At 70.9% G+C, this 23,351-nt stretch carries 21 protein-coding genes; 11 read left to right on the top strand and 10 right to left on the bottom strand.

Going from position 1 to position 23,351, the window contains the following annotated elements; translation table 11 throughout:
• The first annotated feature begins 91 nt into the window (after positions 1 to 91).
• The 6 genes from ACLBYG_RS05645 (at position 92) to ggt (ending at position 7,257) form a co-directional block, all read left to right on the top strand.
• Entirely contained in the window at positions 92 to 1,579 is a 1,488-nt protein-coding gene (locus tag ACLBYG_RS05645) for an ABC transporter substrate-binding protein (RefSeq protein WP_447680843.1), read from the top strand.
• Complete coding sequence (locus ACLBYG_RS05640) at positions 1,579 to 2,523, top strand: ABC transporter permease (RefSeq protein WP_447680842.1); 945 nt, start codon at positions 1,579 to 1,581, stop codon at positions 2,521 to 2,523. Before ACLBYG_RS05645 ends, ACLBYG_RS05640 begins: the two co-directional genes overlap by 1 nt.
• A complete protein-coding gene (locus ACLBYG_RS05635; RefSeq protein ID WP_447680841.1) occupies positions 2,520 to 3,449 on the top strand; it encodes an ABC transporter permease in 930 nt (309 codons plus the stop codon). The genes ACLBYG_RS05640 and ACLBYG_RS05635 overlap by 4 nt, the downstream gene beginning before the upstream one ends.
• Entirely contained in the window at positions 3,446 to 4,474 is a 1,029-nt protein-coding gene (locus tag ACLBYG_RS05630) for an ABC transporter ATP-binding protein (protein ID WP_447680840.1), read from the top strand. Before ACLBYG_RS05635 ends, ACLBYG_RS05630 begins: the two co-directional genes overlap by 4 nt.
• Positions 4,471 to 5,394 carry an ABC transporter ATP-binding protein gene (locus ACLBYG_RS05625; protein ID WP_447680839.1) on the top strand — a complete coding sequence of 308 codons (924 nt, stop codon included), beginning with the start codon at positions 4,471 to 4,473 and terminating at the stop codon, positions 5,392 to 5,394. Before ACLBYG_RS05630 ends, ACLBYG_RS05625 begins: the two co-directional genes overlap by 4 nt.
• A gap of 261 nt (positions 5,395 to 5,655) precedes the next feature.
• On the top strand, positions 5,656 to 7,257 hold the full coding sequence (gene ggt, locus ACLBYG_RS05620; protein ID WP_447680838.1) for a gamma-glutamyltransferase: 1,602 nt from the start codon (positions 5,656 to 5,658) through the stop codon (positions 7,255 to 7,257).
• Positions 7,258 to 7,441: 184 nt separating this feature from the next.
• On the opposite strand, the gene prfB is transcribed toward ggt, so the two are convergent.
• Positions 7,442 to 8,570 (bottom strand): peptide chain release factor 2 gene (gene prfB / locus ACLBYG_RS05615; protein WP_107353640.1). Its coding sequence is split into 2 segments (ribosomal slippage): positions 7,442 to 8,500 and positions 8,502 to 8,570, totalling 1,128 coding nucleotides; the frame shifts between segments, so codons are not numbered across the junction.
• Positions 8,571 to 8,841: 271 nt separating this feature from the next.
• Between prfB and ACLBYG_RS05610 the strand changes: the two genes are divergently transcribed.
• Positions 8,842 to 9,177, top strand: coding sequence for a DUF3140 domain-containing protein (locus ACLBYG_RS05610; RefSeq protein ID WP_447680837.1), 336 nt, complete (start codon positions 8,842 to 8,844; stop codon positions 9,175 to 9,177).
• A gap of 37 nt (positions 9,178 to 9,214) precedes the next feature.
• Here ACLBYG_RS05610 and ACLBYG_RS05605 read toward each other — a convergent pair whose 3' ends face one another.
• The 4 genes from ACLBYG_RS05605 to ACLBYG_RS05590 all read right to left on the bottom strand — a co-directional run bounded on the left by ACLBYG_RS05605 (position 9,215) and on the right by ACLBYG_RS05590 (position 11,750).
• Entirely contained in the window at positions 9,215 to 9,574 is a 360-nt protein-coding gene (locus tag ACLBYG_RS05605) for a hypothetical protein (RefSeq protein WP_020090817.1), read from the bottom strand.
• Positions 9,575 to 9,688: 114 nt separating this feature from the next.
• Positions 9,689 to 9,901 (bottom strand): hypothetical protein, encoded by a 213-nt coding sequence (locus ACLBYG_RS05600; RefSeq protein WP_020090818.1) that lies wholly within the window; start codon positions 9,899 to 9,901, stop codon positions 9,689 to 9,691.
• Positions 9,902 to 10,035: 134 nt separating this feature from the next.
• Positions 10,036 to 11,253 carry an LL-diaminopimelate aminotransferase gene (locus ACLBYG_RS05595; protein WP_026604561.1) on the bottom strand — a complete coding sequence of 406 codons (1,218 nt, stop codon included), beginning with the start codon at positions 11,251 to 11,253 and terminating at the stop codon, positions 10,036 to 10,038.
• 110 nt (positions 11,254 to 11,363) lie between these two features.
• Positions 11,364 to 11,750, bottom strand: coding sequence for a hypothetical protein (locus tag ACLBYG_RS05590; RefSeq protein WP_244492163.1), 387 nt, complete (start codon positions 11,748 to 11,750; stop codon positions 11,364 to 11,366).
• 216 nt (positions 11,751 to 11,966) lie between these two features.
• Here ACLBYG_RS05590 and ACLBYG_RS05585 point away from each other — a divergent pair, with 216 nt between their 5' ends.
• Complete coding sequence (locus ACLBYG_RS05585; RefSeq protein ID WP_447681034.1) at positions 11,967 to 13,748, top strand: PHA/PHB synthase family protein; 1,782 nt, start codon at positions 11,967 to 11,969, stop codon at positions 13,746 to 13,748.
• A gap of 182 nt (positions 13,749 to 13,930) precedes the next feature.
• Here ACLBYG_RS05585 and ACLBYG_RS05580 read toward each other — a convergent pair whose 3' ends face one another.
• Positions 13,931 to 15,244: an OmpP1/FadL family transporter gene (locus ACLBYG_RS05580; protein ID WP_447680836.1), complete on the bottom strand. Its 1,314-nt coding sequence runs from the start codon at positions 15,242 to 15,244 to the stop codon at positions 13,931 to 13,933.
• 411 nt (positions 15,245 to 15,655) lie between these two features.
• Between ACLBYG_RS05580 and ACLBYG_RS05575 the strand changes: the two genes are divergently transcribed.
• From ACLBYG_RS05575 to bioB, 3 genes are all read left to right on the top strand, one after another.
• Positions 15,656 to 16,540, top strand: coding sequence for a fumarylacetoacetate hydrolase family protein (locus ACLBYG_RS05575; protein ID WP_447680835.1), 885 nt, complete (start codon positions 15,656 to 15,658; stop codon positions 16,538 to 16,540).
• Between the two features lie 217 nt (positions 16,541 to 16,757).
• Entirely contained in the window at positions 16,758 to 17,873 is a 1,116-nt protein-coding gene (locus ACLBYG_RS05570) for a methyl-accepting chemotaxis protein (RefSeq protein WP_447680834.1), read from the top strand.
• A 31-nt stretch (positions 17,874 to 17,904) separates the two neighbouring features.
• Positions 17,905 to 18,918: a biotin synthase BioB gene (bioB, locus tag ACLBYG_RS05565; protein ID WP_020090825.1), complete on the top strand. Its 1,014-nt coding sequence runs from the start codon at positions 17,905 to 17,907 to the stop codon at positions 18,916 to 18,918.
• A 35-nt stretch (positions 18,919 to 18,953) separates the two neighbouring features.
• Here bioB and ACLBYG_RS05560 read toward each other — a convergent pair whose 3' ends face one another.
• From ACLBYG_RS05560 to mnmA, 4 genes are all read right to left on the bottom strand, one after another.
• Entirely contained in the window at positions 18,954 to 20,441 is a 1,488-nt protein-coding gene (locus tag ACLBYG_RS05560; RefSeq protein WP_020090826.1) for a sensor histidine kinase, read from the bottom strand.
• Between the two features lie 210 nt (positions 20,442 to 20,651).
• Positions 20,652 to 21,455, bottom strand: coding sequence for a TVP38/TMEM64 family protein (locus tag ACLBYG_RS05555; RefSeq protein ID WP_447680833.1), 804 nt, complete (start codon positions 21,453 to 21,455; stop codon positions 20,652 to 20,654).
• Entirely contained in the window at positions 21,452 to 22,105 is a 654-nt protein-coding gene (locus tag ACLBYG_RS05550) for a class I SAM-dependent methyltransferase (RefSeq protein ID WP_056531444.1), read from the bottom strand. Before ACLBYG_RS05550 ends, ACLBYG_RS05555 begins: the two co-directional genes overlap by 4 nt.
• A gap of 25 nt (positions 22,106 to 22,130) precedes the next feature.
• A complete protein-coding gene (gene mnmA / locus ACLBYG_RS05545; RefSeq protein ID WP_447680832.1) occupies positions 22,131 to 23,285 on the bottom strand; it encodes a tRNA 2-thiouridine(34) synthase MnmA in 1,155 nt (384 codons plus the stop codon).
• Positions 23,286 to 23,351: the final 66 nt, after the last annotated feature.

Raw genomic sequence — 23,351 nt, 5'->3', positions numbered from 1 at the left:
CATGCCAAACGGCCGCGCAACACTGCCGGCCGCCTCCGGAACGGACCGGCCGGTCCGCTCCGCTTCTCCCGCCTCCACCCGGATCGGTCTCATGTTGCGTTACGCCGCCTGTCTCCTCGCCGGGCTCGCCCTCACCGGGCCCGCCGCCGCGCAGACCCTGCGCTACGGCATGATGGAGGATCCGGACGCCCTCGACCCGACGCTCGCCCGGACCTTCGCGAGCCGGATGGTGTTCGCCGCGCTCTGCGACAAGCTCGTGGATATCGGCCCGGACCTGAAACCGGTGCCGCAGCTCGCCACCTCCTGGGAACTGTCGCCCGACGAGAAGGCGCTGACCATGCACCTGCGTCCGGGCGTGCTGTTCCACGACGGCGAGAAGCTCGACGCCGCCGCCGCCAAGTTCTCGATCGAGCGGCACATGAAGATGCCGGGCTCGCAGCGCCGCTCGGAGATCGCGCCGATCGACTCCGTGGACGTGGTCGACGACCTGACCTTCCGCATCAACCTGAAGCAGCCGTTCGCGCCGCTGCTGGCGCAGTTCACCGACCGGGCCGGCATGATGGTCTCGCCCAAGGCCGCCGAGCGGCTCGGCGACAAGTTCGCCTCCGCGCCGGTCTGCGCCGGTCCGTACAAGTTCGTCGAGCGGGTGCCGCAGGACCGGATCGTGGTCGAGCGCTTCCCCGACTACTGGAACAAGGACGCGATCCACATCCAGCGGATCGAGTTCCGGCCGATCCCCGACGCCACCGTGCGGCTCACCAACCTCCGCGCGGGTCAGCTCGACCTCTTGGAGCGCCTCGCCCCCACCGACGTGGCGCAGGTGAAGCGTGACGCCAAGCTGAAGCTGGACTCCACCTACGAGCTCGGCTTCCAGGAGATCCTGTTCAACCCCCACAAGGCCGGTTCGCCGGTCTCCGACCCGAAGGTGCGCGCCGCGTTCGAGGCGGCCATCGACCGCAACGCCATCAATCAGGTGGTCTATAACGGCGAATTCCTGGCCGGGAACCAGTGGGTCAACCCGAAGAACCCGAACTACGTCGCGGAGTACCCGATCCCGAAGCGGGACGTCGCCAAGGCCAAGGCGCTGCTGGCCGAGGCCGGGAAGCCGAACCCGCAGATCACGCTGACCGTCTACGCCAACAGCGAGTCGCCGCAGGTCGGTCAGGTGATCCAGGCGATGACCAAGGAGGCCGGCTTCGACGTGAAGATCCAGGCCGTGGACTTCACGACCGCGCTCGATGCCGCCGACAAGGGCAATTACGAGGCGCAGCTCTATTCCTGGAGCGGCCGCTCGGACCCGGACGGCAACACGTTCAGCTTCCTGGCCTGCAAGGCGGCGCTGAACTATCCCAAGTACTGCAGCCCGGAAGCCGACGCGGCCCTTCAGGCGGAGCGCGGGACGGTGGATCCGGCCAAGCGCAAGGCCGCCTGGAAGGCCCTGGCCGATCAGGTCCTGAAGGACCGGCCGGGCATCTACATCCTGCACCGCAAGCTGCTCTGGGCCTACAGCCAGAAGATGACGGGCTTCGTGCCCTACCCGGACGGCCTCGTGCGCTTCACCGGGCTGAAGCTGAACTGATGCTGCGCTTTCTGGCACGGCGCCTTGCCCTGGCGGTCCCGACCCTGATCCTCGCCTCGATGATCATCTTCGCCCTGCAGCAACTGCTGCCGGGCGACGTCGCCACGGCGCTCACCGGCGAGGAGCGCGACCCGCAGGTGATCGCGTTCATCCGGGAAAAATACCACCTCGATAAGCCCCTGCCGGTGCGCTACGCGTACTGGGCCGGCGGCGTGCTGCGGGGGGATCTCGGCGAGTCGATCCGGCTGCAGAAACCGGTCTCCGAGCTGATCGTCGAGAAGCTGCCGGTGACGCTCGAACTCGCCTGCCTCGCCATGCTGGTGGCGCTGGCCATCGGCGTGCCGATGGGCGTGCTCTCGGCGGTCAAGCGCGGGCAGGCCGCCGACACGATCGCGAACGGCGTGGCCCTCTGGGGCCTGTCGGTGCCGAATTTCTGGCTCGGGATCCTGCTGATCCTGCTGTTCTCGGTGGAGCTCGGCTGGCTGCCGGCCTCGGGCTACGTCTCGCCCTTCGAGAGCCTGTCGGAGAACCTCGCCGCCATGGCGATGCCGGCTTTCGTGCTCGGCAACGCCATCGCGGCGGTGATGATGCGCCACACCCGCGCGGCGATGCTCGGCGTGCTCGGCTCCGACTACGTCCGTACCGCGCGCGCCAAGGGCGTCTCGCCGCTGCGGGTCACCCTGCGGCACGCGCTGCCCAACGCCGCGATCCCGATCATCACCCTGGGGGCGCTGGAATTCGGCCAGCTCCTGTCGGGGGCGGTGCTCACCGAGCAGGTCTTCTCCGTGCCGGGCTTCGGCAAGCTGATGGTCGATGCGGTGTTCAACCGGGACTTCGCCACCGTGCAGGGCGTCGTGATCTGCACCGCCGCCACCTACATCGCCCTGAACCTCGCCGCCGACCTGCTCGCGGCGGCCGTGAACCCGAAGCTGAGGCGGGCATGAGCACCGGCAGCGAGATCGCCCGCGCCGAGGCGGTCGGCCTGGAGGCCGCCCCGTCCGGCGCCCCCGCCCACGCCATCCTCCGAGAGCCCGGCACCCTCGCGGCCTTCTGGCGACGCCTGCGCGCGCGCCGGAGCGCGGTCGTGGGCCTCGTCATCGTCGGCCTGCTGGTGCTGATGGCGGTGTTCGCGCCCTGGATCGCTCACTACGACCCGACAGCCACCGACTGGGGCAACGTCCGCGGGCCCCCGAGCCTCGCGCACCCGTTCGGCGGCGACGAGGTCGGGCGCGACGTGCTCTCGCGGATCATCTTCGGCACCCGGGCCTCGCTCGGCGCCGGCCTCGTCTCGGTGGCGCTGGCGGTGTCCCTCGGCCTGCCGCTCGGGTTGCTCGCTGGCTACGCGGGTGGCTGGATCGACGGCGCGATCTCCCGGCTCACCGACGCGCTGCTGGCGATCCCGTTCCTGATCCTAGCGATCGCGCTCGCCGCCTTCCTGGGCCCGAGCCTCGTCAACGCGATGATCGCGATCGGCCTCTCGGCGACCTCGACCTTCATCCGGCTGACCCGGGCGCAGGTGCGCGCCGTGGCGGCGGAGGAGTTCGTCGAGGCCGCGCGCGCCATGGGCAACCCGCCCTGGCGGATCGCCCGGGTCCACATCCTGCCCAACATCGTCCCGGCGATCCTCGTGCAGGCGACGCTGACCATCGCGGCCGCGATCATCGCGGAGGCGAGCCTGTCGTTCCTCGGCCTCGGTCAGCAGCCGCCCGAGCCGTCCTGGGGGGCGATGCTCAACACCGCCAAGAACTTCATGGACGAGGCGCCCTGGATGGCGATCTGGCCCGGCCTGTCGATCTTCCTCGCGGTACTCGCCTTCAACCTGTTCGGCGACGGCCTGCGGGACGCCCTCGATCCGAGGCAGCGCACATGACGGCCGCGATGACGAAGCCCCTCCTCGACGTCCGCGACCTCGCGGTCGCCTTCGACACCGACGGCGGCGCGGTCCACGCGGTCAACGGCGTGTCCTACACCCTGCACGAGGGCGAGACGCTGGGGATCGTCGGCGAGTCCGGCTCCGGCAAGAGCGTGCACGTGCTGGCCATGCTGGGCCTGATCCCGCGCCCGCCCGGCCGCATCACCGGCGGGCAGGTGCTGTTCGAGGGACGCGACCTCCTCGCACTGAAGGAGCGGGACCTGCGCAAGATCCGCGGCGGCGCGATCGGCTTCGTGTTCCAGGACCCGATGAGCTCGCTCAACCCCGGCATGACCGTGGCGGCGCAGATCGTCGAGCCGCTGCGCATCCATCTCGGCCTCGACGCCCGCGCGGCCCGCGCCCGGGCCCGGGAGCTGCTCGACCTCGTGCGCATCCCGAACGCGGCCGCGCGCCTCGACCAGTACCCGCACGAGTTCTCCGGCGGCCAGCGCCAGCGCGTGATGATCGCGATCGGCCTGAGCTGCCGGCCGAAGCTTCTGATCGCCGACGAGGCGACCACGGCGCTCGACGTCACCGTCCAGGCCGAGATCGTCACCCTGGTGCAGGAGCTGAAGCGCGAGCTCGGCATGGCGATCATCTGGATCACCCACGATCTCGGTGTGGTGGCGGGCATCAGCGACACCGTGCAGGTGATGTATGCCGGCCGGATCCTGGAGCGCGGCCCGGTCGACGACATCTTCGCCGATCCCCGCAACGCCTACACGCTCGGCCTGCTGCGGTCCCTGCCGGATCTCTCCGGCGGCCGCGCCGGGCGGCGGCGCCTCCACCAGATCGAGGGCGCGCCGCCGGACATGCGCCATCTCCCGCCGGGCGACCCGTTCGCGCCGCGCAACGCCTACGCGACGCCGCGCTGCCGGGCCGAGATGCCGCCCCTGGCGCAGGCGCCCGGCGCCACTCCGGGCCACCTCGTCGCCGCCTGGTACGATTTGCCGAAGCTCCTGGGTGAGGAGGCCGCGCGATGAACGCGTCGCAGCAGCCGGTCGTCTCGGTGCGCGACCTGTCCAAGCATTATCCCCTCCGCTCCTGGTGGGGCGGCAAGGGCGCGGTGTTCCGCGCCGTCGAGGGCGTGAGCTTCGACATCCGCCCCGGCGAGACCCTGGGCCTCGTGGGCGAGTCCGGCTCCGGCAAATCCACCATCGGCCGGGCCGTGACCATGCTCAACCCGCCGACCTCGGGCACGATCGCCTTCGAGGGCACCGACCTCGCCAAGCTCTCGGCGGGCGCCATGCGCAAGATGCGCGCGCGGATCCAGACCGTGTTCCAGGATCCCTACGCGGCCCTCAACCCGCGGATGAGCGCCGGCGAGTACGTCGCGGAGGCGTTCAAGCTGCATCGGCGGGACATGCGCGGCCCGGAGCGGCGGGAGGCGGTGGCGGCCCTGTTCCAGCGAGTCGGGCTCGATCCACGCTTCATGGGCCGCTACCCGCATCAGTTCTCGGGCGGCCAGCGGCAGCGCATCTGCATCGCCCGGGCGATCGCTCTGAAGCCCAGCTTCATCGTCGCCGACGAGCCGATCGCGGCGCTCGACGTCTCGATCCAGGCGCAGGTGGTGAACCTGCTGCAGGACCTGCAGGACGAGATGGGCCTGTCCTACCTGTTCATCTCGCACGACCTGCGGATGGTGCGCTACCTCTGCCACCGAGTCGCGGTGCTCTGGCGCGGGCAGATCGTCGAGCTCGCCGAGGCCGACGCGCTCTACGAGGATCCGCGCCACCCCTACACGCGCCGCCTGCTCGCCGCGGTGCCGGTGCCGCACCCGGCCCAGGAGCGCGCCCGCCTCGCCGCGCGGGACCTCGCCGGCCACGATCAGCCGCCCGACGGGCCGCTCACCGAGGTGGCGCCTGGGCACTGGGTGGCGCTGCCGAGAGGGCAGCACGCGTGATCGTCCAGGCGATCCTCGATCGGAACAACCGGTCAGCCCGGCCTCCGCCGTCATCACGAGCGCAGCGAAGTGACCCAGGGCAGCGCGAGGTTGCCCAGCGTTGCGGCGACTGGATTGCTTCGCTGCGCTCGCAGAGACGAGGCGACGAAGCCATCCGTCATGGACGAGGCCGCGCCGTCATCTCCGTCACCGCCTCATCCCGAGGTGGCGGTATGCATCAAGCGGTGATTCTTTAAGTCACCCAGCAGAGCAGGACATCCCGTGAGAGACTTCTCCGCCCCCGGCCGCTCCCCGGTCTACGCCGCCAACGCCGCGGTCGCGACCTCGCACCCCCTCTCGACGCTCGCCGCCATCGAGGTGCTGCGCGCGGGCGGCAACGCCGTCGATGCCGGTATCGCGGCGGTGGCCGTGCAGTGCGTGGTCGACCCGCTTATGACCGGGATCGGCGGCGACTGCTTCGCGCTCTACGCCCCCGCGGGCGCCACCAAGCCCATCGCCCTCGATGGCTCGGGCCGCGCGCCCGCCGCCGCGACGCCCGACTGGTACGCCGAGCACGGTGTCGCGATCACGCCCACCTCCCCCCACGCCGTGACGGTGCCGGGCGCGGTGGCGGCCTGGGACCTGCTGGTGCGCGAGCACGGCACCCGGTCGCTGGGCGAGCTGCTCCAGCCGGCGATCCGCTACGCGGAGGACGGGTTCGTCGTCCAGCAGCGGGTCGGCTGGGACTGGCTGCGCGGCGCCGAGCGCGTCGCCGCCGATCCCCACGCCGCCGCGACCTACCTGCCCGGCGGAGAGGTGCCGGCGATCGGCAGCGTCGTCCGCCTGCCGAAGCTCGCGGCGACGCTCCGAGCGATCGCCGAGGCGGGGGCGCGCGCCTTCTACGAGGGCCCCGTCGCCGAGGACATGGTGCGCCGGCTGAACGCCCTCGGCGGCCTGCACACGCTGGACGACTTCGCCGCCGCGCGGCCCGACGTGGTCGCGCCGGTCTCGACCCGCTACCGCGGCTACGACGTCTACGAGTGCCCGCCCGCCGGCCAGGGTCTGGCGGCGCTGATGATGCTGAACGTGCTGTCGCACTACGACGTCGGCGCGCTCTCGGAGCTCGACCGGCTCCACCTCTTCGCCGAGGTGTGCAAGCAGGGCTACCATCACCGCGACGTGCTGTTCGGCGACGCGGCCCTCGCCAACGTGCCGGTCGAGCACCTGCTCTCCGACGCCTGGAAGGCCGCCGCCCACGGCGCGATCGACATGGACCGGGCCCGCGAGCCGGAGATCTATCCCGAGATCGCCCGCGAGATGGCCGAGGGCCGCGCCCACAAGGACACGGTCTACCTCTGCGTGGTCGACCGGGACGGCAACGCGCTGTCGTTGATCAACTCGATCTTCCAGGGCTTCGGCTCCGGCATTCTGGCGCCCGAGAGCGGCGTGCTGCTGCACAACCGCGGCCTGTCGTTCCGCACGGAGGGCGGCCACCCGAACAGCGTCGGCCCGGGCAAGCGGCCGATGCACACGATCATCCCCGGCATGCTGATGAAGGACGGGCAGGCGGTCGCGCCGTTCGGCGTCATGGGCGGCCATTACCAGGCCATGGGCCATGTCGAGCTGCTGTCGGGCCTCCTCGACCGGGGCCTCGACGTGCAGGAGGCCCTCGATGCCCCGCGCAGCTTCGCCTACGGCGGCAGCCTGGAGGTCGAGGGCGGGATCTCCGACGCCGTGATGGCGGGGCTGGTCGAGCGCGGCCACCCGGCGATCCGCGCGCCGCTGCCGCTCGGCGGGGGGCAGGTCATCTGGATCGACCGCAAGGCCGGCACGCTGGCGGCCGGATCCGACCCGCGCAAGGACGGGGCGGCGCTGGGGTATTGAGATGCGTGGGAGGATGGGCGCCGCCGGCGCTCATCCTTTGGCGGCCTCAACGGCGCTCTCTGTCAGCACCGCCGTCATTGCGAGCGGAGCGAAGCGATCCAGGGTCGCGCCACGCTGATCGATCGCGCGCCGCCCTGGGTCACTTCGCTGCGCTCGCGATGACGGGGAGGCAGCTCACGCCGCCTCAGTCGATATCCTCGACCGCCTCACCGCCGCCGTAGACCCGCTGCGCGAGCGAGGCCTCCATGAACGGGTCGAGGTCGCCGTCGAGCACCTCGTCCGGATCGGTGGACTGGGTGCCGGTGCGCAGGTCCTTCACCAGCTGGTACGGCTGCAGCACGTAGGACCGGATCTGGTGGCCCCAGCCGATATCCGTCTTGGCGGCGGCCTCGGCGTTGGCCTTCTCCTCGCGCTTCTTCAGCTCCAGCTCGTACAGGCGGGCGCGCAGCATGTTCCAGGCGGTCGCCCGGTTCTTGTGCTGGGAGCGCTCCTGCTGGCACGCGACCACGATCCCGGTGGGGTTGTGGGTGATGCGCACCGCCGAGTCGGTGGTGTTGACGTGCTGGCCGCCGGCGCCGGACGACCGGTAGGTGTCGATCCGGCAGTCGGATTCCTTGATCTCGATCTCGATCCGGTCGTCGATCACCGGGTAGACCCAGACGCTGGCGAAGCTGGTGTGCCGCCGGGCGCTGGAATCGTAGGGCGAGATCCGGACCAGACGGTGCACGCCGGACTCGGTCTTGAGCCAGCCGTAGGCGTTGTGGCCCTTGATCAGGAGCGTGGCGCCCTTGATCCCGGCCTCCTCGCCGTCGGTCATCTCGACGACCTCGACCTTGTACTTCCGGCGCTCGGCCCAGCGGGCATACATGCGCTGGAGCATGTTGGCCCAGTCCTGGCTCTCGGTGCCGCCGGCCCCGGCATGGACCTCGAGATAGGTGTCGAAGCCGTCGGCCTCGCCCGACAGAAGCGTCTCGACCTGCCGGCTCGCGGCCTCCTTCTCGACGGCCAGGATCGCCGCCTCGCCCTCGCGGATCGAGGATTCGTCACCCTCCATCTCGCCGAGCTCGATCAGCGTGGCGCCGTCCTCGAGGTCGCGCTCGAGCTTCTTGATCGCTGTGACGGCCTCGTCGAGCTGCTGGCGCTCGCGCATGACCTTCTGGGCGGCCTCGGCGTCGTTCCAGAGGTTGGGGTCCTCGGAAGCCGCGTTCAGCTCCGCGAGGCGTTTATCGACTGTATCCCAGTCAAAGATGCCTCCTCAGCAGCCCTATAGACTGCTTGGCGGCATCCGAGGCTTGCTCGATCTCGGCGCGCATCTGGCTTTTCGGGAATGGGGTGTGGGGAGAGAATGGAAGCTCGTCGGGTCGGGGTGATACCCCCCGGGACCCGGCCTGTAAACGCTTCCCCGCCACGTCGCCCGCCACGTCGCCCGCCACGTCGCCCGCCGCGTCGCCCGCCGCGTCGCCCGCCGCGTCGCCCGCCGCGTCGCCCGTCGCCCGTGCGGCGCCCGACCGCAGGGATGGCGGCGAGCCGGCGAGCCTCGGGCGCGTTGTCGGGGACGAGCGACACGGCCCGGGAGGCAGGCGGATGGCGGACGATCACGCGGCGACGTGGAAGGACTTCAACGAGGCCGTCAACATGACGCCGGCGGCGCTGAAGAAGCACCTCGACAGCACGGCGAGCCGGGAGGTCGGCCAGAAGAAGGACGGCGGCGAGTCGACCGGGCACGAGATGGGCCGGCGGATCCTGGCGATCAAGGACACCAAGAAGGCCGACCTGACGGACGACGACTACGCCGCCATGCGCAAGGTCGTGGGCTACGTCCACCGCCATCTCAAGCAGGGCGGCGAGGCCCGGAAGGACCCCGACTCCCCGTGGCGGATGTCGCTGATGAACTGGGGCCACGATCCGCAGAAGGATTGAGGCCCCGGAACGCCCGGCGGCTCAGCAGCGCGGCGGCTCAGTAGCGCGGCGGCACGATGTAGGACGGGGCGATCACGTACTCCCGCGGCCGCTTGCGCGCGCCGAACCGCCCCTCGGTGATCTGGTCGTTGTAGTAGTCGAACCCGGTGTAGCCGAAGCCGCCGCCGTTCATCACCTCGGCCACCGGCACGGCGGGCTGGGCGAGATCGGGCCGGCCCGGCGGCACCACCACCTGGCAGCAGCCCTCGGTCTGCAGGACCGTCGGGCCGTTCGGGGCGGTGAACACGAAGGCTCGGGGCTGGTAGGGCGCCGGCGGGTAGGCGGCGTCGGAGGCCGAGGCGCCCTGCCCCGCCAGGAGGGCGAGCAATCCGGCGGCGATCAGGGTCTTGGTGCTCACGCGATGCTCCGTCAGGGGGGCCGGGCGGGCCGGCATCTGGCCTACAGTCTAGCTGATCGCGGGCGGCTTGTCCGGCCCGTCCGAATCGACCGGTTACCGAAATTCCGGGCGGGTTCAGCCCCGCGCGCGCAGCACGACCTGCGGGCTCGCCGGGACGGGGCGGCAATCGGTCGTGAAGGCGTTGACCGGCAACGGCTTCGAGTCGCACGCGTACACGTCCGCCGGTCCCGGCGCGGGGATCGGGTCCCGGGCGATGATCGGGTTCGGCGCGCAGGCCGAGGCCGCGGCGGCGAGCAGCAGGGCGGCGATGAGGTTCAGGCGGCGCATGCGAGACTCGGGACGCGGGAAGACCCCCGCACCTGACCCTGGCCATCGCGCCCCGCGCTGACAAGCGCCGGCGCGGGGCGCCGACACCTTTGACGGCGTCTGTCGCCCCGCGGCAACAATTTGCGCGGGCCGGCTTAGCCGGTCCGTGCCATCGGCAGGACGTTGTGCAGCGTCTTGTCGGTGCCGTCGAAGAACCGGCGGATATTGCGCGCCGCCTGCCGAATGCGCTGCTCATTCTCCACCAGCGCGATGCGGACGTACTCGTCGCCGAACTCGCCGAAGCCGATGCCGGGCGCGACCGCCACGTCGGACTTCTCCAGGAGCAGCTTGGAGAATTCGAGGCTGCCGAGTTCCCGGTACCGCTCGGGGATCGGCACCCAGGCGAACATCGACGAGGCGGGCGACGGGATGGTCCAGCCGGCCTTGCCGAAGGACTCCACCAGCGCGTCGCGACGCTTCCTGTAGATGCTGCGCATCTCGTGGATGCAGTCGTCCGGGCCGTTGAGGGCGGCCGTCGCGGCGACCTGGATCGGCGTGAAGGCGCCGTAATCGAGGTAGGATTTCACCCGGGTGAGCGCCGCGAGCAGGCGCTCGTTGCCCACCGCGAAGCCCATCCGCCAGCCGGCCATCGAGTAGGTCTTCGACAGCGAGGTGAACTCCACCGTGCAGTCGATGGCGCCGGGCACCTGCAGCACCGAGGGCGGCGGGTTGTTGTCGAAATAGACTTCCGCGTAGGCGAGGTCCGACAGCAGGATCAGCTCGTGCTGCTTCGCGAAGGCCACGAGGTCGCGGTAGAAGTCGAGGCTCGCCACGTAGGCGGTCGGGTTCGACGGGTAGCAGACGACCAGCGCCACCGGCTTCGGGATAGAGTGGCGCATGGCCCGCTCCAGGGCGGGGAACATCGCCGGCGTCGGCTCGGCCGGCACGGAGCGGATGACGCCGCCGGCCATCAGGAAGCCGAAGGCGTGGATCGGGTAGCTCGGGTTCGGCACCAGCACGACGTCGCCCGGCGCGGTGATCGCCTGGGCCATGTTGGCGAACCCTTCCTTGGACCCGAGAGTCGCCACCACCTGGGTGTCGGGGTTCAGGGTCACGCCGAAGCGCCGCTGGTAATAGCCCGCCTGGGCCTTGCGCAGGCCGGCGATGCCCTTGGAGGCCGAGTAGCGATCCGTGCGCGGCCGCCCGGCCGTCTCGCACAGCTTGGCGATGACGTGCTTCGGCGCGTCCAGATCCGGGTTGCCCATGCCGAGATCGATGATGTCGGCGCCCTGCGCGCGGGCGGCGGCCTTGATCCGGTTGACCTGCTCGAAGACGTAGGGCGGCAGTCGCTTGATGCGGTGGAAGTCGGTCATGGGCGTGTCCATCGGCGCGTCCCGGATCCGGCGTCTCTCGTCTGGGCCGGTCGGGCGAACGACGTGCTCTACCAGAGTTGTGGGCCGCCGCCGACCCTGAAAAAGGGCCGCTACTGCGACGCCGCCGGAGCCGGCTTGACGGTGGCGGCAGCGCCCCGCCCGGCGCTCTCGGCGGCCCGCCCCCGGGCCTCGTTGCGGCCGCGGGCACCTTCCAGCTCCGCCTCCAGGGCCTTCTGGCCCGTGACCGACTTGGCCCGGACCGGCCGCTTCGGCGCGTCGACGCCCACCGGCATGAAGTCGGGCTGCGCCTTGCTGCGGGTGTCCGTGACGAAATCCGGGGCCGCGACGACCCGCGGCCCGTAGCCTGCATCGGAGGCCAGCGAGCGGACGACGTCGCCCGAGCAGGCCCCGAGCGCGCCGACCAGCACGCCCAGGCCGGCCGCGCGCGTCAGGCGGCGCAGCGGACCGGCGCGATGCGGGCGGATAGCGGGGTTCAAAATGGCACGATCCATCGTCACATGCGTATGAAAAGATCGGCCGGATGTTTCGGCGACGTCCTGAGCCGGGCTGGCGAAAACTCTGGCTCGCTCCTTATTTTGTCGGAAACGAGGCCCGCGCCATCGGGTCAACAGATGAAGCACAGGGAGGCACGTTTGACGAGCCCGCAGGCGCCGGATCGGACCGCCCCTCCGAAGTCGGTCTCGAACGGCGCGATGCCGGACGGCACGGTCGCCCCGATGCCGGATTTCGAGGCGATTTCCCGCAATGCCGGTCAGTTCGTCGAGGCGATGGGGCGCAACGTCGCCCGCCTCCTCGGGCCCGAGGGCCAGGCGGCCGCACCCGGCAGCGAGATGAACGAGGCGGCCAAGGTGCTCGGTCAGGTGGCCGAGGCCTGGCTCGCCGATCCGAACCGCAGCGCCGACGCGCAGGCGCGCCTGTCGCAGGCGTTCCTGTCGCTCTGGGGCTCGACCTACCTGCGCCTGCAGGGCCAGCCCGCCGATCCGGTGGCGCTTCCCGAGCCCCGGGACGCGCGCTTCGCCCACGCCGAGTGGACGACCAACCCGTATTTCGACTTCCTCAAGCAGGCCTACTTGCTCGCCACCCGCTGGGCCGAGAGCCTCGTCGACGAGGCCGAGGGGCTCGACGCGCACACGCGTCACAAGGCGCAGTTCTACCTTCGCCAAGTCACCAGCATGCTGTCGCCCTCGAACTTCCTGCCGACCAACCCGGAGCTGATCCGCCACACCCTGCAGGAGAACGGCGCCAACCTCGTCCGCGGCCTCAAGATGTATGAGGAGGATCTGGCGGCCGGCGGCGGGCAGCTGCGCGTGCGCCAGACCGACCCGAGCGGGTTCGAGGTCGGGCGCAACATGGCGGTCACCCCCGGCGAGGTGGTGTTCCGCAACGACCTGATCGAGCTGATCCAGTACGCGCCCACCACCGAGACCGTGCTGCGGCGCCCGTTCCTGATGGTCCCGCCCTGGATCAATAAGTTCTACATCCTCGACCTCAATCCGCAGAAGAGCTTCCTGAAGTGGATGGTCGACCAGGGCCTGACGGTCTTCTGCATCTCCTGGGTCAATCCCGATTCCCGCCACGCCGAGAAGGACTTCGAGTCCTACATGCGCGAGGGGATCGAGGCGGCCATCGACGCGATCGGCGTCGCCACCGGTGAGAGCGAGGTCACGGCGGCGGGCTACTGCGTCGGCGGCACGCTGCTCGCGGTGACGCTCGCCATGCAGGCGGCCACCGGCAACCGGCGGATCAAGAGCGCGACGCTGCTCACCACGCAGGTCGACTTCACCCACGCGGGCGACCTGAAGGTCTTCGCCGACGAGGAGCAGATCCGCCAGGTCGAGGCGCGCATGGCCGAGCAGGGCTACCTGGAGGGCGCCCGGATGGCGAACGCCTTCAACATGCTCCGGCCGAACGACCTGATCTGGCCCTACGTCGTGAACAACTACATCAAGGGCAAGGCACCCTCGGCCTTCGACCTGCTGTACTGGAACTCCGACGCCACCCGGATGCCGGCGGCCAACCACTCTTTCTACCTGCGCAACTGCTACCTCGACAACACGCTGGCGCAGGGGCGGATGGTGCTCGGCAACGTCCGCCTCGACCTCAGGAAGGTCCAGGTGCCGATCTTCAACCTCGCGACCCGCGAGGACCACATCGCGCCGGCGCTGTCGGTCTTCGAGGGTTCGAAGGTCTTCGGCGGGAAGGTCGATTTCGTCCTCGCCGGCTCCGGCCACATCGCCGGCGTGATCAACCCGCCGTCCAAGCCGAAATACGGCTACTGGACCGGCGGCCCCGTGAAGGGGACGCTCGAGGAGTGGATCAGGGCCGCGGTCGAGACCAAGGGCTCGTGGTGGCCCTACTGGTTCCAGTGGATCGAGGCGCAGGCCCCGGAGCGGGTGCCGGCCCGGCAGCCGGGCGGCGACGCGCTGCAATCCTTAGGGCCGGCGCCGGGGACCTACGTGCGGATGCGCGCCTGAGGCGCGCGACGCACGCGGATCGATTGGGTGATCGGCCCCGATGGTCACGGAGCCGCCCCGACATCACGAGCGGAGCGACGTGACCCGGGGCAGCGCGACACCTGTCGGCGTGGCGCTGCCCTGGATCGCTTCATTCCGCTCGCGAAGACGGCGGCAGCGACGGACGCGACCGGAGCTGCCCGTCAGTACTTCCGCACGAGCGGCGCCGGGGCCGGGGCGGGCGGCGCGCCGAAGACGTAGCGGAAGCCCACCGAGACGATATCGGCGCTGGAATCCACCACGCCCGCGAAGGCGATGTTGCTGATGTTGTAGTCGCGGCCGATGCCCGCGAGGATCCGCGAGCGGTCCAGGAAGAAGTGCGAGTAGGCGAGGTTCAGCGTCAGCTGCTGGCTCCAGCGGTAGCTGGCGCCGACCGAGACGTTGTACCGGTCGCCGTCCGGCAGGCGCACCGAGCGGTTCCGGAAGTCGATGGGCGAGGTCTCGTAGGCGAAGCCGGTCCGCAGCGTCAGGTTCGGCGACGCGTCGTACTCGGCGCCGATCGCGTAGGTGAAACCGTCCTTGTAGTTGAGCGGCAGGTTGTTCACCGGCAGGCCGATCGTCTTCGACACGATGCCGATGGTGCCGAGCCTCGACCAGTTGTCCCACTCGAAGCCGAGATTCACCCGCGCCACCGGCGAGACCGCCTGGGTCAGGCCGACGCTCAGCTTCTCGGGCGTGTTCAGCTTGGCGCGGACCTGTCCGGCCAGCGGCGCCAGGGCGACGAGCGGGACGCCGATCGAGCCGTCGATGTCGTGGTGCACCGAGGAGCGGTAGCCGATGCCCAGCACGGTCCCGTCGCGGGGCGTGAGCGTGGCGCCGGCGGTGAAGCCCGCGCCCCAGGACTCACCCTTGAGGAAGGAGCTCGGATACGAGGTCGGCAGGATGCCGGGGATCGGCAGCGCCTGCCGCAGGGTCAGGCGGAAATACTCGATGTTCGGGCCGGCCGCGATCGAGAGCCACTCGTTGACCTTGAAGCCGATGACCGGGTTGATCGCCAGCGAGAAGATCCGCGACGAGCGTCCGTAGACCTCGCCGGCCCACACGTCCCGCGGCTTGGTGACGAGGCCGAAGGGGGCACCGGTCGAGAGGCCGAGCCACAGGCGGTCGTTCAGCTGGTACGAGGTCGCGCCCGCCGGCACGACGGCGCCCTGGCCGATATCGCCGGAGCCGCCCAGCCGCGCGAAGCCCGGATTGGTGCCCGGCGCGGGCCGGATTTCCGAGGACAGGCCGATATAGGTGAAGTTCTGCTCCGCGACGAAGCCCGGGTTCATCGTGATCGTCGCGGGATTCCAGAACATCGACGAGACGCCGCCCGATCCCGACGCCGCGCCCGCGAAGGCCAGCCCCTGGGCCTCGGTGCTCTGCTCCCGGATCCCGAACGCCCCCGCCTGCACCTGCCCGGCGCCGAGGACCACCGCCGTCGCCGCCAGCATCGCAGCGCGAACCGTCCCGCCCATCTCTTCCCCCAAGCCTTCGTTCTGCTGGGCGCCGTCGATTGTTCGAGACCCGTTATGCGGCGACCTTCCATGCATGGTGCCGGTTTCGGGTGCGGAACCGCAATGACCCCGACCATTTTCGGCACCGAGAGGAATAGTAGTAGATAAGGAGCGGTAAACGGCACCTTCACGAGCGAAAGCCCGTGATGATCGAGATTTTTCAGTCTTGGTCCGAGCTGTCCCACCGAGATGGCGACAGGAACAATATATCCGAACGTCGCCGACCCTGCACTTTTCCGCGGTCCTGTTGCCCTGCGGCGACACCCGGCGGACCGACACGCCGACGCGGCCGGCCTTGCACCCGGGTCGAGGCCCGGCCATGGTCCCGGCGTCCGGCGCAGACCGGTTCAGGGAAGGATGAGGAGTGCGGCCATGAAGCTCTTCCGGCACGGCCCGAGCGGCGACGAGAAGCCCGGCCTCGTGGATGCCAGCGGGGGGCTGCGCGACCTGTCGGGCATCGTGCGCGACATCGCCGGGCCGGCCCTCGCGCCCGACTCGCTGGCGCGGCTGCGCGCCCTGGATCCCGAGACCCTGCCGAAGCTGCCCCCGGACGTGCGGCTCGGCCCCTGCGTCGGCGGCACCCGGAACGTCGTCGCCATCGGCCTGAACTTCGCCGACCACGCCGCCGAGACCGGCTCGCCGATCCCCGCGGAGCCGATCATCTTCAACAAGGCCCCGTCCAGCCTGTGCGGGCCGAACGACACGGTCATCATTCCCAAGGGGTCGCACAGCACCGACTGGGAGGTGGAGCTCGCCGTGGTGATCGGGCGGCGCGCCAGCTACGTCCACGCCAACGAGGCGCTGAGCTACGTTGCGGGCGCCTGCATCTGCAACGACGTCTCCGAGCGCGAGTGGCAGATGAACCGCGGTCCGACCTGGACCAAGGGCAAGAGCGCGCCGACCTTCGGCCCTCTCGGCCCCTGGCTGGTGACCCTCGACGAGATTCCCGACCTGAAGAACCTCGCCATGAGCCTCGACGTGAACGGCGAGCGCCGTCAGACCGGCTCGACCGCAACGATGATCTTCGACGTTCCCCAACTCGTCGCCTACGCGTCGCACTTCATGCTGCTGGAGCCGGGCGACGTGATCACCACCGGCACGCCGCCGGGCGTCGGCCTCGGCATGAAGCCGCCGCGCTACCTCAAGGCCGGGGACGAGATGGTCCTGCGCATCGACCGGCTCGGCGAGCAGCGACAGAAGGTCATCGCCTTCGACGACTGGACCGCCAAGGTCTCGGCCGGCGAGCCGACACACTGACAGACGGGGCCGCCGCCCGCGCCCGGGCGGCGGCCCCGCGTCCGGGCAACGTCTCCGATAATGGCGAGCGCCCGGCACCCGCGACCGGCGGGACCTATATACTTTCGATTGAATTATGGATTGATTTTAGTATTGTAAGTTATATCGCCGGCCTTGATCGGTTAAGACTGTATTATATTATAGCTGTAAAATGCCCGCCTCGTCGATCGGGCCCGGCATGACTGCGAAAACTGATTTCCCCAATGACCGGACCTCCGGATCGGAGTCCGAGCCGCCGACGCTCAGGTCGATCGAGATCCTGGCCGATGCCGTCAAGCAGGCGGCGCAGGAGAAGACCGGCCGGATCCGGCGGATCACGGCGCAGACCAAGATCCTCGCCCTCAACGCGCTCATCGAGGCCGCGCGGGCCGGAGATGAGGGACGCGGCTTCGCGGTCGTCGCCCAGGAAGTGCGCGCCCTCGGCGAATCCGTGGACGCCATCGCCGGCGAGCTGGAGCTTCACCTGTCCGGCCGCATCGTCGAGCTGCAGCGCACCGTCGAGACGATGGCGGGCCGCGTCCAGGAAGAAAGGCTGGTCGATCTCGCGCTCAACGCGGTCGAGCTGATCGATCGCAACCTCTACGAGCGGACCTGCGACGTGCGCTGGTGGGCGACCGACGCCGCCGTCGTCGCCTGCGCGGCCGATCCCGGCCCGGCCGCGGCGGCCTTCGCGGGCGACCGCCTCGGCATCATCCTCTCGGCCTACACGGTCTATCTCGATCTCTGGATCTGCGGCCTGGACGGCCGCATCCTCGCGACCGGCCGCGCCGGCCGCTACCCCGGGCTCCAGGGCCGGAGCGTCGCTGGCGAAGCGTGGTTCCGGGAGGCGCTCGCCCTGGAGAGCGGCGACGCCTTCGTCTGCGCCGACGTGCGGCAGGAGGATGCGCTGGGCGGCGCGCAGGTCGCCACCTACGCGGCGAGCGTACGGGCGGGCGGTCAGGCGACCGGCGCACCGCTCGGCGTCCTGGCGATCCACTTCGACTGGGCACCGCAGGCCCACGCCATCGTTTCGGGGATCCGGGTCGCGCCGGAAGATCGAGGGCGCACCCGCGCCCTGCTGGTCGATGCCGGCGGCCGGGTGCTGGCCGCCTCGGATCAGGTCGGCCTCCTGACCGAGCGGGTCTCCTGCCGGATGGACGGCGAGACGAGCGGAGTCGTGCGGGATCCGCGGTCGGGCACGGTCACGGCGTACCATCGGACACCGGGATACGAGACCTATCGCGGGCTGGGCTGGTACGGCATGATCGTCCAGACCGACCCCTCGGTCGGAGGTTCGGGCGCGAGGCCCGCTTGATTTCTGGCCGCCGATCCGGCTCAAACACCGCATGAGCGCGACTTCCCTCCCCGGTTCCCAGCAGCCCGACCTCGGCGACATCCGCCACGACTGGAGCGTGGCGGAGATCCGCGCGATCCACGACCTGCCGCTGATGGACCTCGTGTTCCGGGCCGCGCAGGTGCACCGCCGGCACAACGACCCCGCCGACATCCAGCGGGCCTCGCTCCTGTCGATCAAGACCGGCGGCTGCCCGGAGGATTGCGCCTACTGCCCGCAATCGGCCCATCACAAGGGCGCGGGCGTCGCGCGCGAGCGGCTGATGCCCGTGGAGACGGTGCTGGCCGAGGCGGCCGCCGCCAAGGCCGCCGGCGCCCAGCGCTTCTGCATGGGCGCCGCGTGGCGCCAGCCGAAGGACGGCCCGGAATTCGACGCGGTGCTCGCCATGGTGCGCGGCGTGCGCGGCCTCGGCATGGAGGCCTGCGTGACGCTCGGCATGCTCACGCCTTCGCAGGCCGGACGCCTCGCCGAGGCTGGGCTGACCTCCTACAACCACAACCTCGATACCGGCCCGGATTTCTACGAGGACATCATCTCCACCCGGACCTACGACGAGCGCCTGCAGACCCTCGCGAACGTCCGCGAGGCCGGGATCGGCGTGTGCTGCGGCGGTATCGTCGGGATGGGCGAAGGTGTCACCGACCGCGCCGCGATGCTCCAGGTTCTGTCCAACCACGCCCCCCATCCGGAAAGCGTGCCGATCAACGCCCTCGTGGCGGTGCCCGGCACCCCGCTGGAGGACCAGCCGGCGGTCGACCCGTTCGATCTGGTGCGCATGTGCGCCACGGCGCGGATCGTGATGCCGCGCTCCCGCGTGCGGCTCAGCGCCGGCCGCAAGAGCCTCACCCGCGAGGCCCAGGTGCTGTGCTTCCTCGCCGGCGCCAACTCGATCTTCTACGGCGAGCGGCTGCTAACCACCGCCAATAACGGGCAGGACGACGACGCGGCGCTGCTGGCCGATCTCGGCATCCGGGTCGGGGAGCCCGTCCGGGCCGCGGCCGAGTAGCGGCAGCGGGGCACCGTCTCGCGGGTCCGGTCCCGTCAGCCCTCCGGCAGCACGATCCGGAAGCGCGCGCCGCTCAGCCCCTCGGCCTCGCAATCGTCGAGGGTGAGGGTGCCGCCGTTGATCCCGATCAGCTCGGCGGCGATCGGCAGCCCGAGGCCCGTGCCACCGGACCGCATGGATCCCTGGAACGGCGCGAATAGGTTCTCCCGCGCGCGCGCCGGGAGACCGGGACCGTTATCGGCGACCAGGATCGTGACCCGGCCCGGTGCCGCGCGGGCGGCGACCACGCTCACGGCGGCCTCCGGCACGGCCGCCCCGTCCAGCGCCTGCACGGCATTGCGCACGAGGTTGGCCAGCGCCCGCCCGAGCTGCTCCGGATCGGCCTGCACGGAGAGATCGCCCGCCGCGACCTGGACGCTGACCGGATGCGCCGCCAGCGCGGCGAGATCCGGAAGTTCCGCGAAGACCGGTGCCAGCGGCGTGCTGGTGAGGAGCGGCGCCCGCTCGGAGACGCGCCCGTAGGCGAGGGTCGCCTCGCAGAAGCGGATCGCGCGGGCCAGCGTCCCGACGAGGCGGGGGGCCACGCGCTGCACGGTCGGATCCTCGGTCCCCTCCAGGCGGTCGCCCAGGAGCTGCGCGCCGGTCAGCAGGTTGCGCAGTTCGTGGCTGATCTTGCTGACCGCCAAGCCCAGTTCGGCGAGTCGCCGCTTCTGCCGGAGCTGGTCGGCGAGGCTGCGCTGCATCCGCCCAAGCGCCCGCTCGGCCTGGCCGATCTCGTCGCTGCGGCGGGACGGCGCGATGATCCGCCCGGCATCCTCCGGATCGTCCGCGAAGGCCGTGATGCTGGTGGCGAGCCGCCGCACGGGGCGAACGATCAGCACCTGCAGCACCACGAACACGAGACCGGCGGCGGCGGCCGCGATGATCAGCGAGGAGACCAGCAGGCGCAGCGCGTAGTCGATCATGGCGGTGCGCAGCGGCGCCTCGTCGAGCAGGATCTCGACCCGGTCGAAGCCGATGCCGCCCTCCCCGACCACGCGGATCGGCTCGTGGACCGGCGCCACGAGGGTGCGCCACGCGCCCCGGATCGCCGACAGGGCCGTGACGTCGCGCAGGTCGACGGTGTCGGCGACCTGCTCGGGCATGGGCTCGATGGCGAGCAGACGCTGGGCGCCGCCGCCGCGGACGGCGATGGCGCGGGCGTTCACGCCGGCCAGGAGCCGGCTCTCGAGCGGCTCGGAGACCGGCTCGCCGGTCCGCCCGTCGAGCACCAGAGCGGCGACCTGCGCGGCCGCCAAGCGGTCGGACATCCATTCGATCCGGTAATTGGCCACCGCCGGCACGTAGGTCAGCACCTCGGCCACCACCACGAACGCGACGGTGACGAGGAACAGGCGCCCGGACAGGCCGAGGCGCGCGGTGCGCCGCTCGGGGACGTCGCGGGCCGGTGCGGGCGCCGGCGTCGCCGGTGCCGCGGCCTGATGGGACTCGAGGGACACGCCGGTCACGCTCCGCGCCGGCATCGCGGATGAGGATCGGCGGAGAGAGGATTGAGAAAGCTCGAGCCGGGTTCGGCCTTCGCGGGATACATGTTCGCAAGCCACAGATTCGCAGGCGGGAATACAGGCTCCCGGCGGCGAGCACTATACGATATCCCCCTCCAAGCGGTTGCACGCGCCATCAGACACCGAAAAACACAGCCGGTGGCGGATCGCGCGTCTCGGCGGCGCATCTCAGCCGCGTCGGGCGCGGCGGCTCAGCAGCATGCTGACCAGGGCGAAGACGGCCAGCATTGCGAGACCTGCAACCATCTTGGGTGTGACCAGGGCGCGCAGGGTCAGGGTCTGGTCGCAGCCGCCCGACCCCGTCGCGAGGCAGGCGGCCCTGGCGGCCTCGTGGGCGGCGACGAGGTCCTCGATGCCCGCGCCCGTGGTGGCGTACACGACCGCGCCCGGCAGCAGCCCCAGGAACGTCGCGAGCACGAAGACCCGCATCTTCACCCCGAAGGCGGCGGGCGCGAGGTTGGTCACCCAGAACGGGAACAGCGGCAGGAGGCGGAGCACCGCGATGTAGCCGAAGGCGTCGCGCCGGAAGCCCTCGGCCAGCCCGGCGAGGCGCGTGCCGCCCATGCGGCGCAGCAGGTCGGCGCCGGGCCCGCGGCCGATCGCGAACACGATGGCCGCCCCGGTCGTGGCCGCACAGACCGCGGTGAGGGCCCCCGGCACGATGCCGAACAGGAAGCCGCAGACCATCGTGAGGATCAGCGTGGCCGGTACCGACACGACGACGGCCCCGACATAGAGGCAGTAGGCCGCGACCAGCGCGCGGAGATACCCGGCCTCGACGAAGCCGCGCAGCCAGAGGCGGGACGCGAGCAGGCGATCCAGGCTGAGGAGTTGCGCGGCTCCCGAGACCAGGACCACCGCCGACACCGTCAAGAGCAGCACCAGCGGGAGCCAGCGCCGCAGGCGCTTCCAGCGCCCCCCGCGGTTCTCGACGCGGCCTTCGGCGACGGGGGCGTTGCCGGTCTCGCTCACCCGGGCTTGCGCATCCGCAGGATCTTGAAGAACCCGCCCGGGAAGGTCGGCTTCAATCCCAGGACCTCGACGCCGTTGCGCCGGGCCCAGGCCTCGATCCGCGTCGCCTTGAAGTCCGACGACCAGCCGATCTTCGTGCAGAGCGGCGCCACGACTTCCTCGACCCGGGCCAGAGGGCCGTCGCTCTGGCCGAAATGGTTGGCGAGGACGATGCCGCCGCCCGGGCGCACCACCCGCAGGAACTCCGACATCGCGGCCTCGGGGTCGGGCACCAGGGTGATCAGGAACTGGGCCACGACGGCGTCGAAGCTCGCGTCGGCGTAGCCGAGGTGGCAGACGTCCATCACTTGGAGGCCCTTCACGTGGGCCAGGTTCCGGCGCCGGACCTTGGCACGGGCGCGCTTGAGCATGTCCTCGGAGAGGTCGACGCCGCAGACGAAGCTGGCCTTCGGATAGTAGCCCAGCGCCAGCCCGGTGCCGACGCCGGCCTCCAGGATCCGCGGCCCGTGCTCGGCCGCCGCCTCGACGGCGGCGCGGGCCGCGGGCTCGGTGAGCTTGTCGTAGACCACGTCGTAGACGGGGGCCCAGCGGGCATAGGCCTTGCGCATCAGGGCCGTGCTCGGCCCGGCCATCTGCGGCTCGCTCAGCATCGTTCGAAGGTTCCAGAGGTTGAGATCAGGCGGCCTCGCGGGGCCGGGCCGACAACGCGTCGACACGCCGGATGGTGCCGCCGCCCAGGACCCGGGCCCGGGGGCCGTCATCCGCGTAGATCGCGCAGGCCTGGCCCGGCGACACGCCGTCCTCGGGCTCGGCGAGCACGACCTCGGCCGCGCCGTCCGGCCCGACCGTCAGCGTCGCCGGGCGCGGCGGACGGGTCGAGCGCACGCGGACCGCCACCGGCAGGTCGCGCACGGCCGCCACCGGCCCCTCGCCGAGCCAGTTGAGGTCCGAGAGGCGGATCCGGGTCGTGGCCAGCGCCGTGCGCGGCCCGACCACAACGCGGGCCGAGTCCGGCTCCAGCCGTACGACGTAGAGCGGCTCGGGCCCGGATAGGCCGAGGCCCTTCCGCTGGCCCACCGTGTAATGCACGATCCCGTCGTGCCGGCCGAGAACGTGGCCGGCGAGGTCGACGATCTCGCCGGGCCGCGCCGCGTCGGGGCGCAGACGCGCGATCACGTCGCTGTAGCGGCCCTGCGGTACGAAGCAGATGTCCTGGCTGTCCGGCTTCTCGGCGAGCGACAGGCCGAGATCCTTCGCGAGCGCGCGGGTCTCGGTCTTCTCCATCTCGCCCAGGGGGAAGCGCAGGAAGTCCAGCTGCTCCGCCGTGGTCGCGTAGAGGAAGTAGCTCTGGTCGCGGGCGGGATCGAGGGCGCGGTAGAGCGCGCGGCCGCCGCCCGGGAGCGCCCGGCTGGCCACGTAGTGGCCGGTGGCGAGCGCGTCGGCGTCGAGGTCGCGGGCGAGGCCCAGCAGGTCGCGGAACTTCACCGTGCGGTTGCACTCGACACAGGGGATCGGCGTCTCGCCCGCGAGGTAGCTCTCGGCGAACTTCTCGATGACTTCGTCGCGGAAGCGATCCTCGTAGTCGAGGACGTAGTGCGGGATGCCGAGATGCTCCGCCGCCGCCCGGGCGTCGTGGATGTCCTGGCCGGCGCAGCACGCGCCCTTGCGGTGGCTCGCCGCGCCGTGGTCGTAGAGCTGGAGCGTGACGCCGACCACGTCGAAGCCCTGCCGCTTCAGCAGACCCGCGACCACGGAGGAATCGACGCCGCCCGACATGGCGACGACGACGCGCGTCTCGTGGGGGGCTTTGGGAAGATCGAGGGCGTTCATCGCGAGGGTCCGCAGCCGCCGGCCCGGAAGCTCCCTGGCTGCACGGGCCGTCTATAGCGAGACTTC

The sequence above is a fragment of the Methylobacterium sp. D53M genome, assembly GCF_053345625.1.
Note: the sequence above shows the minus strand (reverse complement) of the source record. Positions and strands in the feature narration are given on the sequence as shown.

Bases quoted from the DNA above. Each gene is read 5' to 3' on its own strand.
- ACLBYG_RS05585 (WP_447681034.1), top strand. From the start codon at position 11,967: ATGCCGGACGGCACGGTCGCCCCGATGCCGGATTTCGAGGCGATTTCC.
- ACLBYG_RS05560 (WP_020090826.1), bottom strand. From the start codon at position 20,441: ATGCCGGCGCGGAGCGTGACCGGCGTGTCCCTCGAGTCCCATCAGGCC.
- mnmA (WP_447680832.1), bottom strand. From the start codon at position 23,285: ATGAACGCCCTCGATCTTCCCAAAGCCCCCCACGAGACGCGCGTCGTC.
- ACLBYG_RS05625 (WP_447680839.1), top strand. From the start codon at position 4,471: ATGAACGCGTCGCAGCAGCCGGTCGTCTCGGTGCGCGACCTGTCCAAG.
- ACLBYG_RS05630 (WP_447680840.1), top strand. From the start codon at position 3,446: ATGACGGCCGCGATGACGAAGCCCCTCCTCGACGTCCGCGACCTCGCG.
- ACLBYG_RS05635 (WP_447680841.1), top strand. From the start codon at position 2,520: ATGAGCACCGGCAGCGAGATCGCCCGCGCCGAGGCGGTCGGCCTGGAG.
- ACLBYG_RS05640 (WP_447680842.1), top strand. From the start codon at position 1,579: ATGCTGCGCTTTCTGGCACGGCGCCTTGCCCTGGCGGTCCCGACCCTG.
- ACLBYG_RS05595 (WP_026604561.1), bottom strand. From the start codon at position 11,253: ATGACCGACTTCCACCGCATCAAGCGACTGCCGCCCTACGTCTTCGAG.
- bioB (WP_020090825.1), top strand. From the start codon at position 17,905: ATGAGCGCGACTTCCCTCCCCGGTTCCCAGCAGCCCGACCTCGGCGAC.
- ACLBYG_RS05575 (WP_447680835.1), top strand. From the start codon at position 15,656: ATGAAGCTCTTCCGGCACGGCCCGAGCGGCGACGAGAAGCCCGGCCTC.
- ACLBYG_RS05580 (WP_447680836.1), bottom strand. From the start codon at position 15,244: ATGGGCGGGACGGTTCGCGCTGCGATGCTGGCGGCGACGGCGGTGGTC.
- ACLBYG_RS05570 (WP_447680834.1), top strand. From the start codon at position 16,758: ATGACTGCGAAAACTGATTTCCCCAATGACCGGACCTCCGGATCGGAG.
- ACLBYG_RS05600 (WP_020090818.1), bottom strand. From the start codon at position 9,901: ATGCGCCGCCTGAACCTCATCGCCGCCCTGCTGCTCGCCGCCGCGGCC.
- ACLBYG_RS05550 (WP_056531444.1), bottom strand. From the start codon at position 22,105: ATGCTGAGCGAGCCGCAGATGGCCGGGCCGAGCACGGCCCTGATGCGC.
- ACLBYG_RS05645 (WP_447680843.1), top strand. From the start codon at position 92: ATGTTGCGTTACGCCGCCTGTCTCCTCGCCGGGCTCGCCCTCACCGGG.
- ACLBYG_RS05610 (WP_447680837.1), top strand. From the start codon at position 8,842: ATGGCGGACGATCACGCGGCGACGTGGAAGGACTTCAACGAGGCCGTC.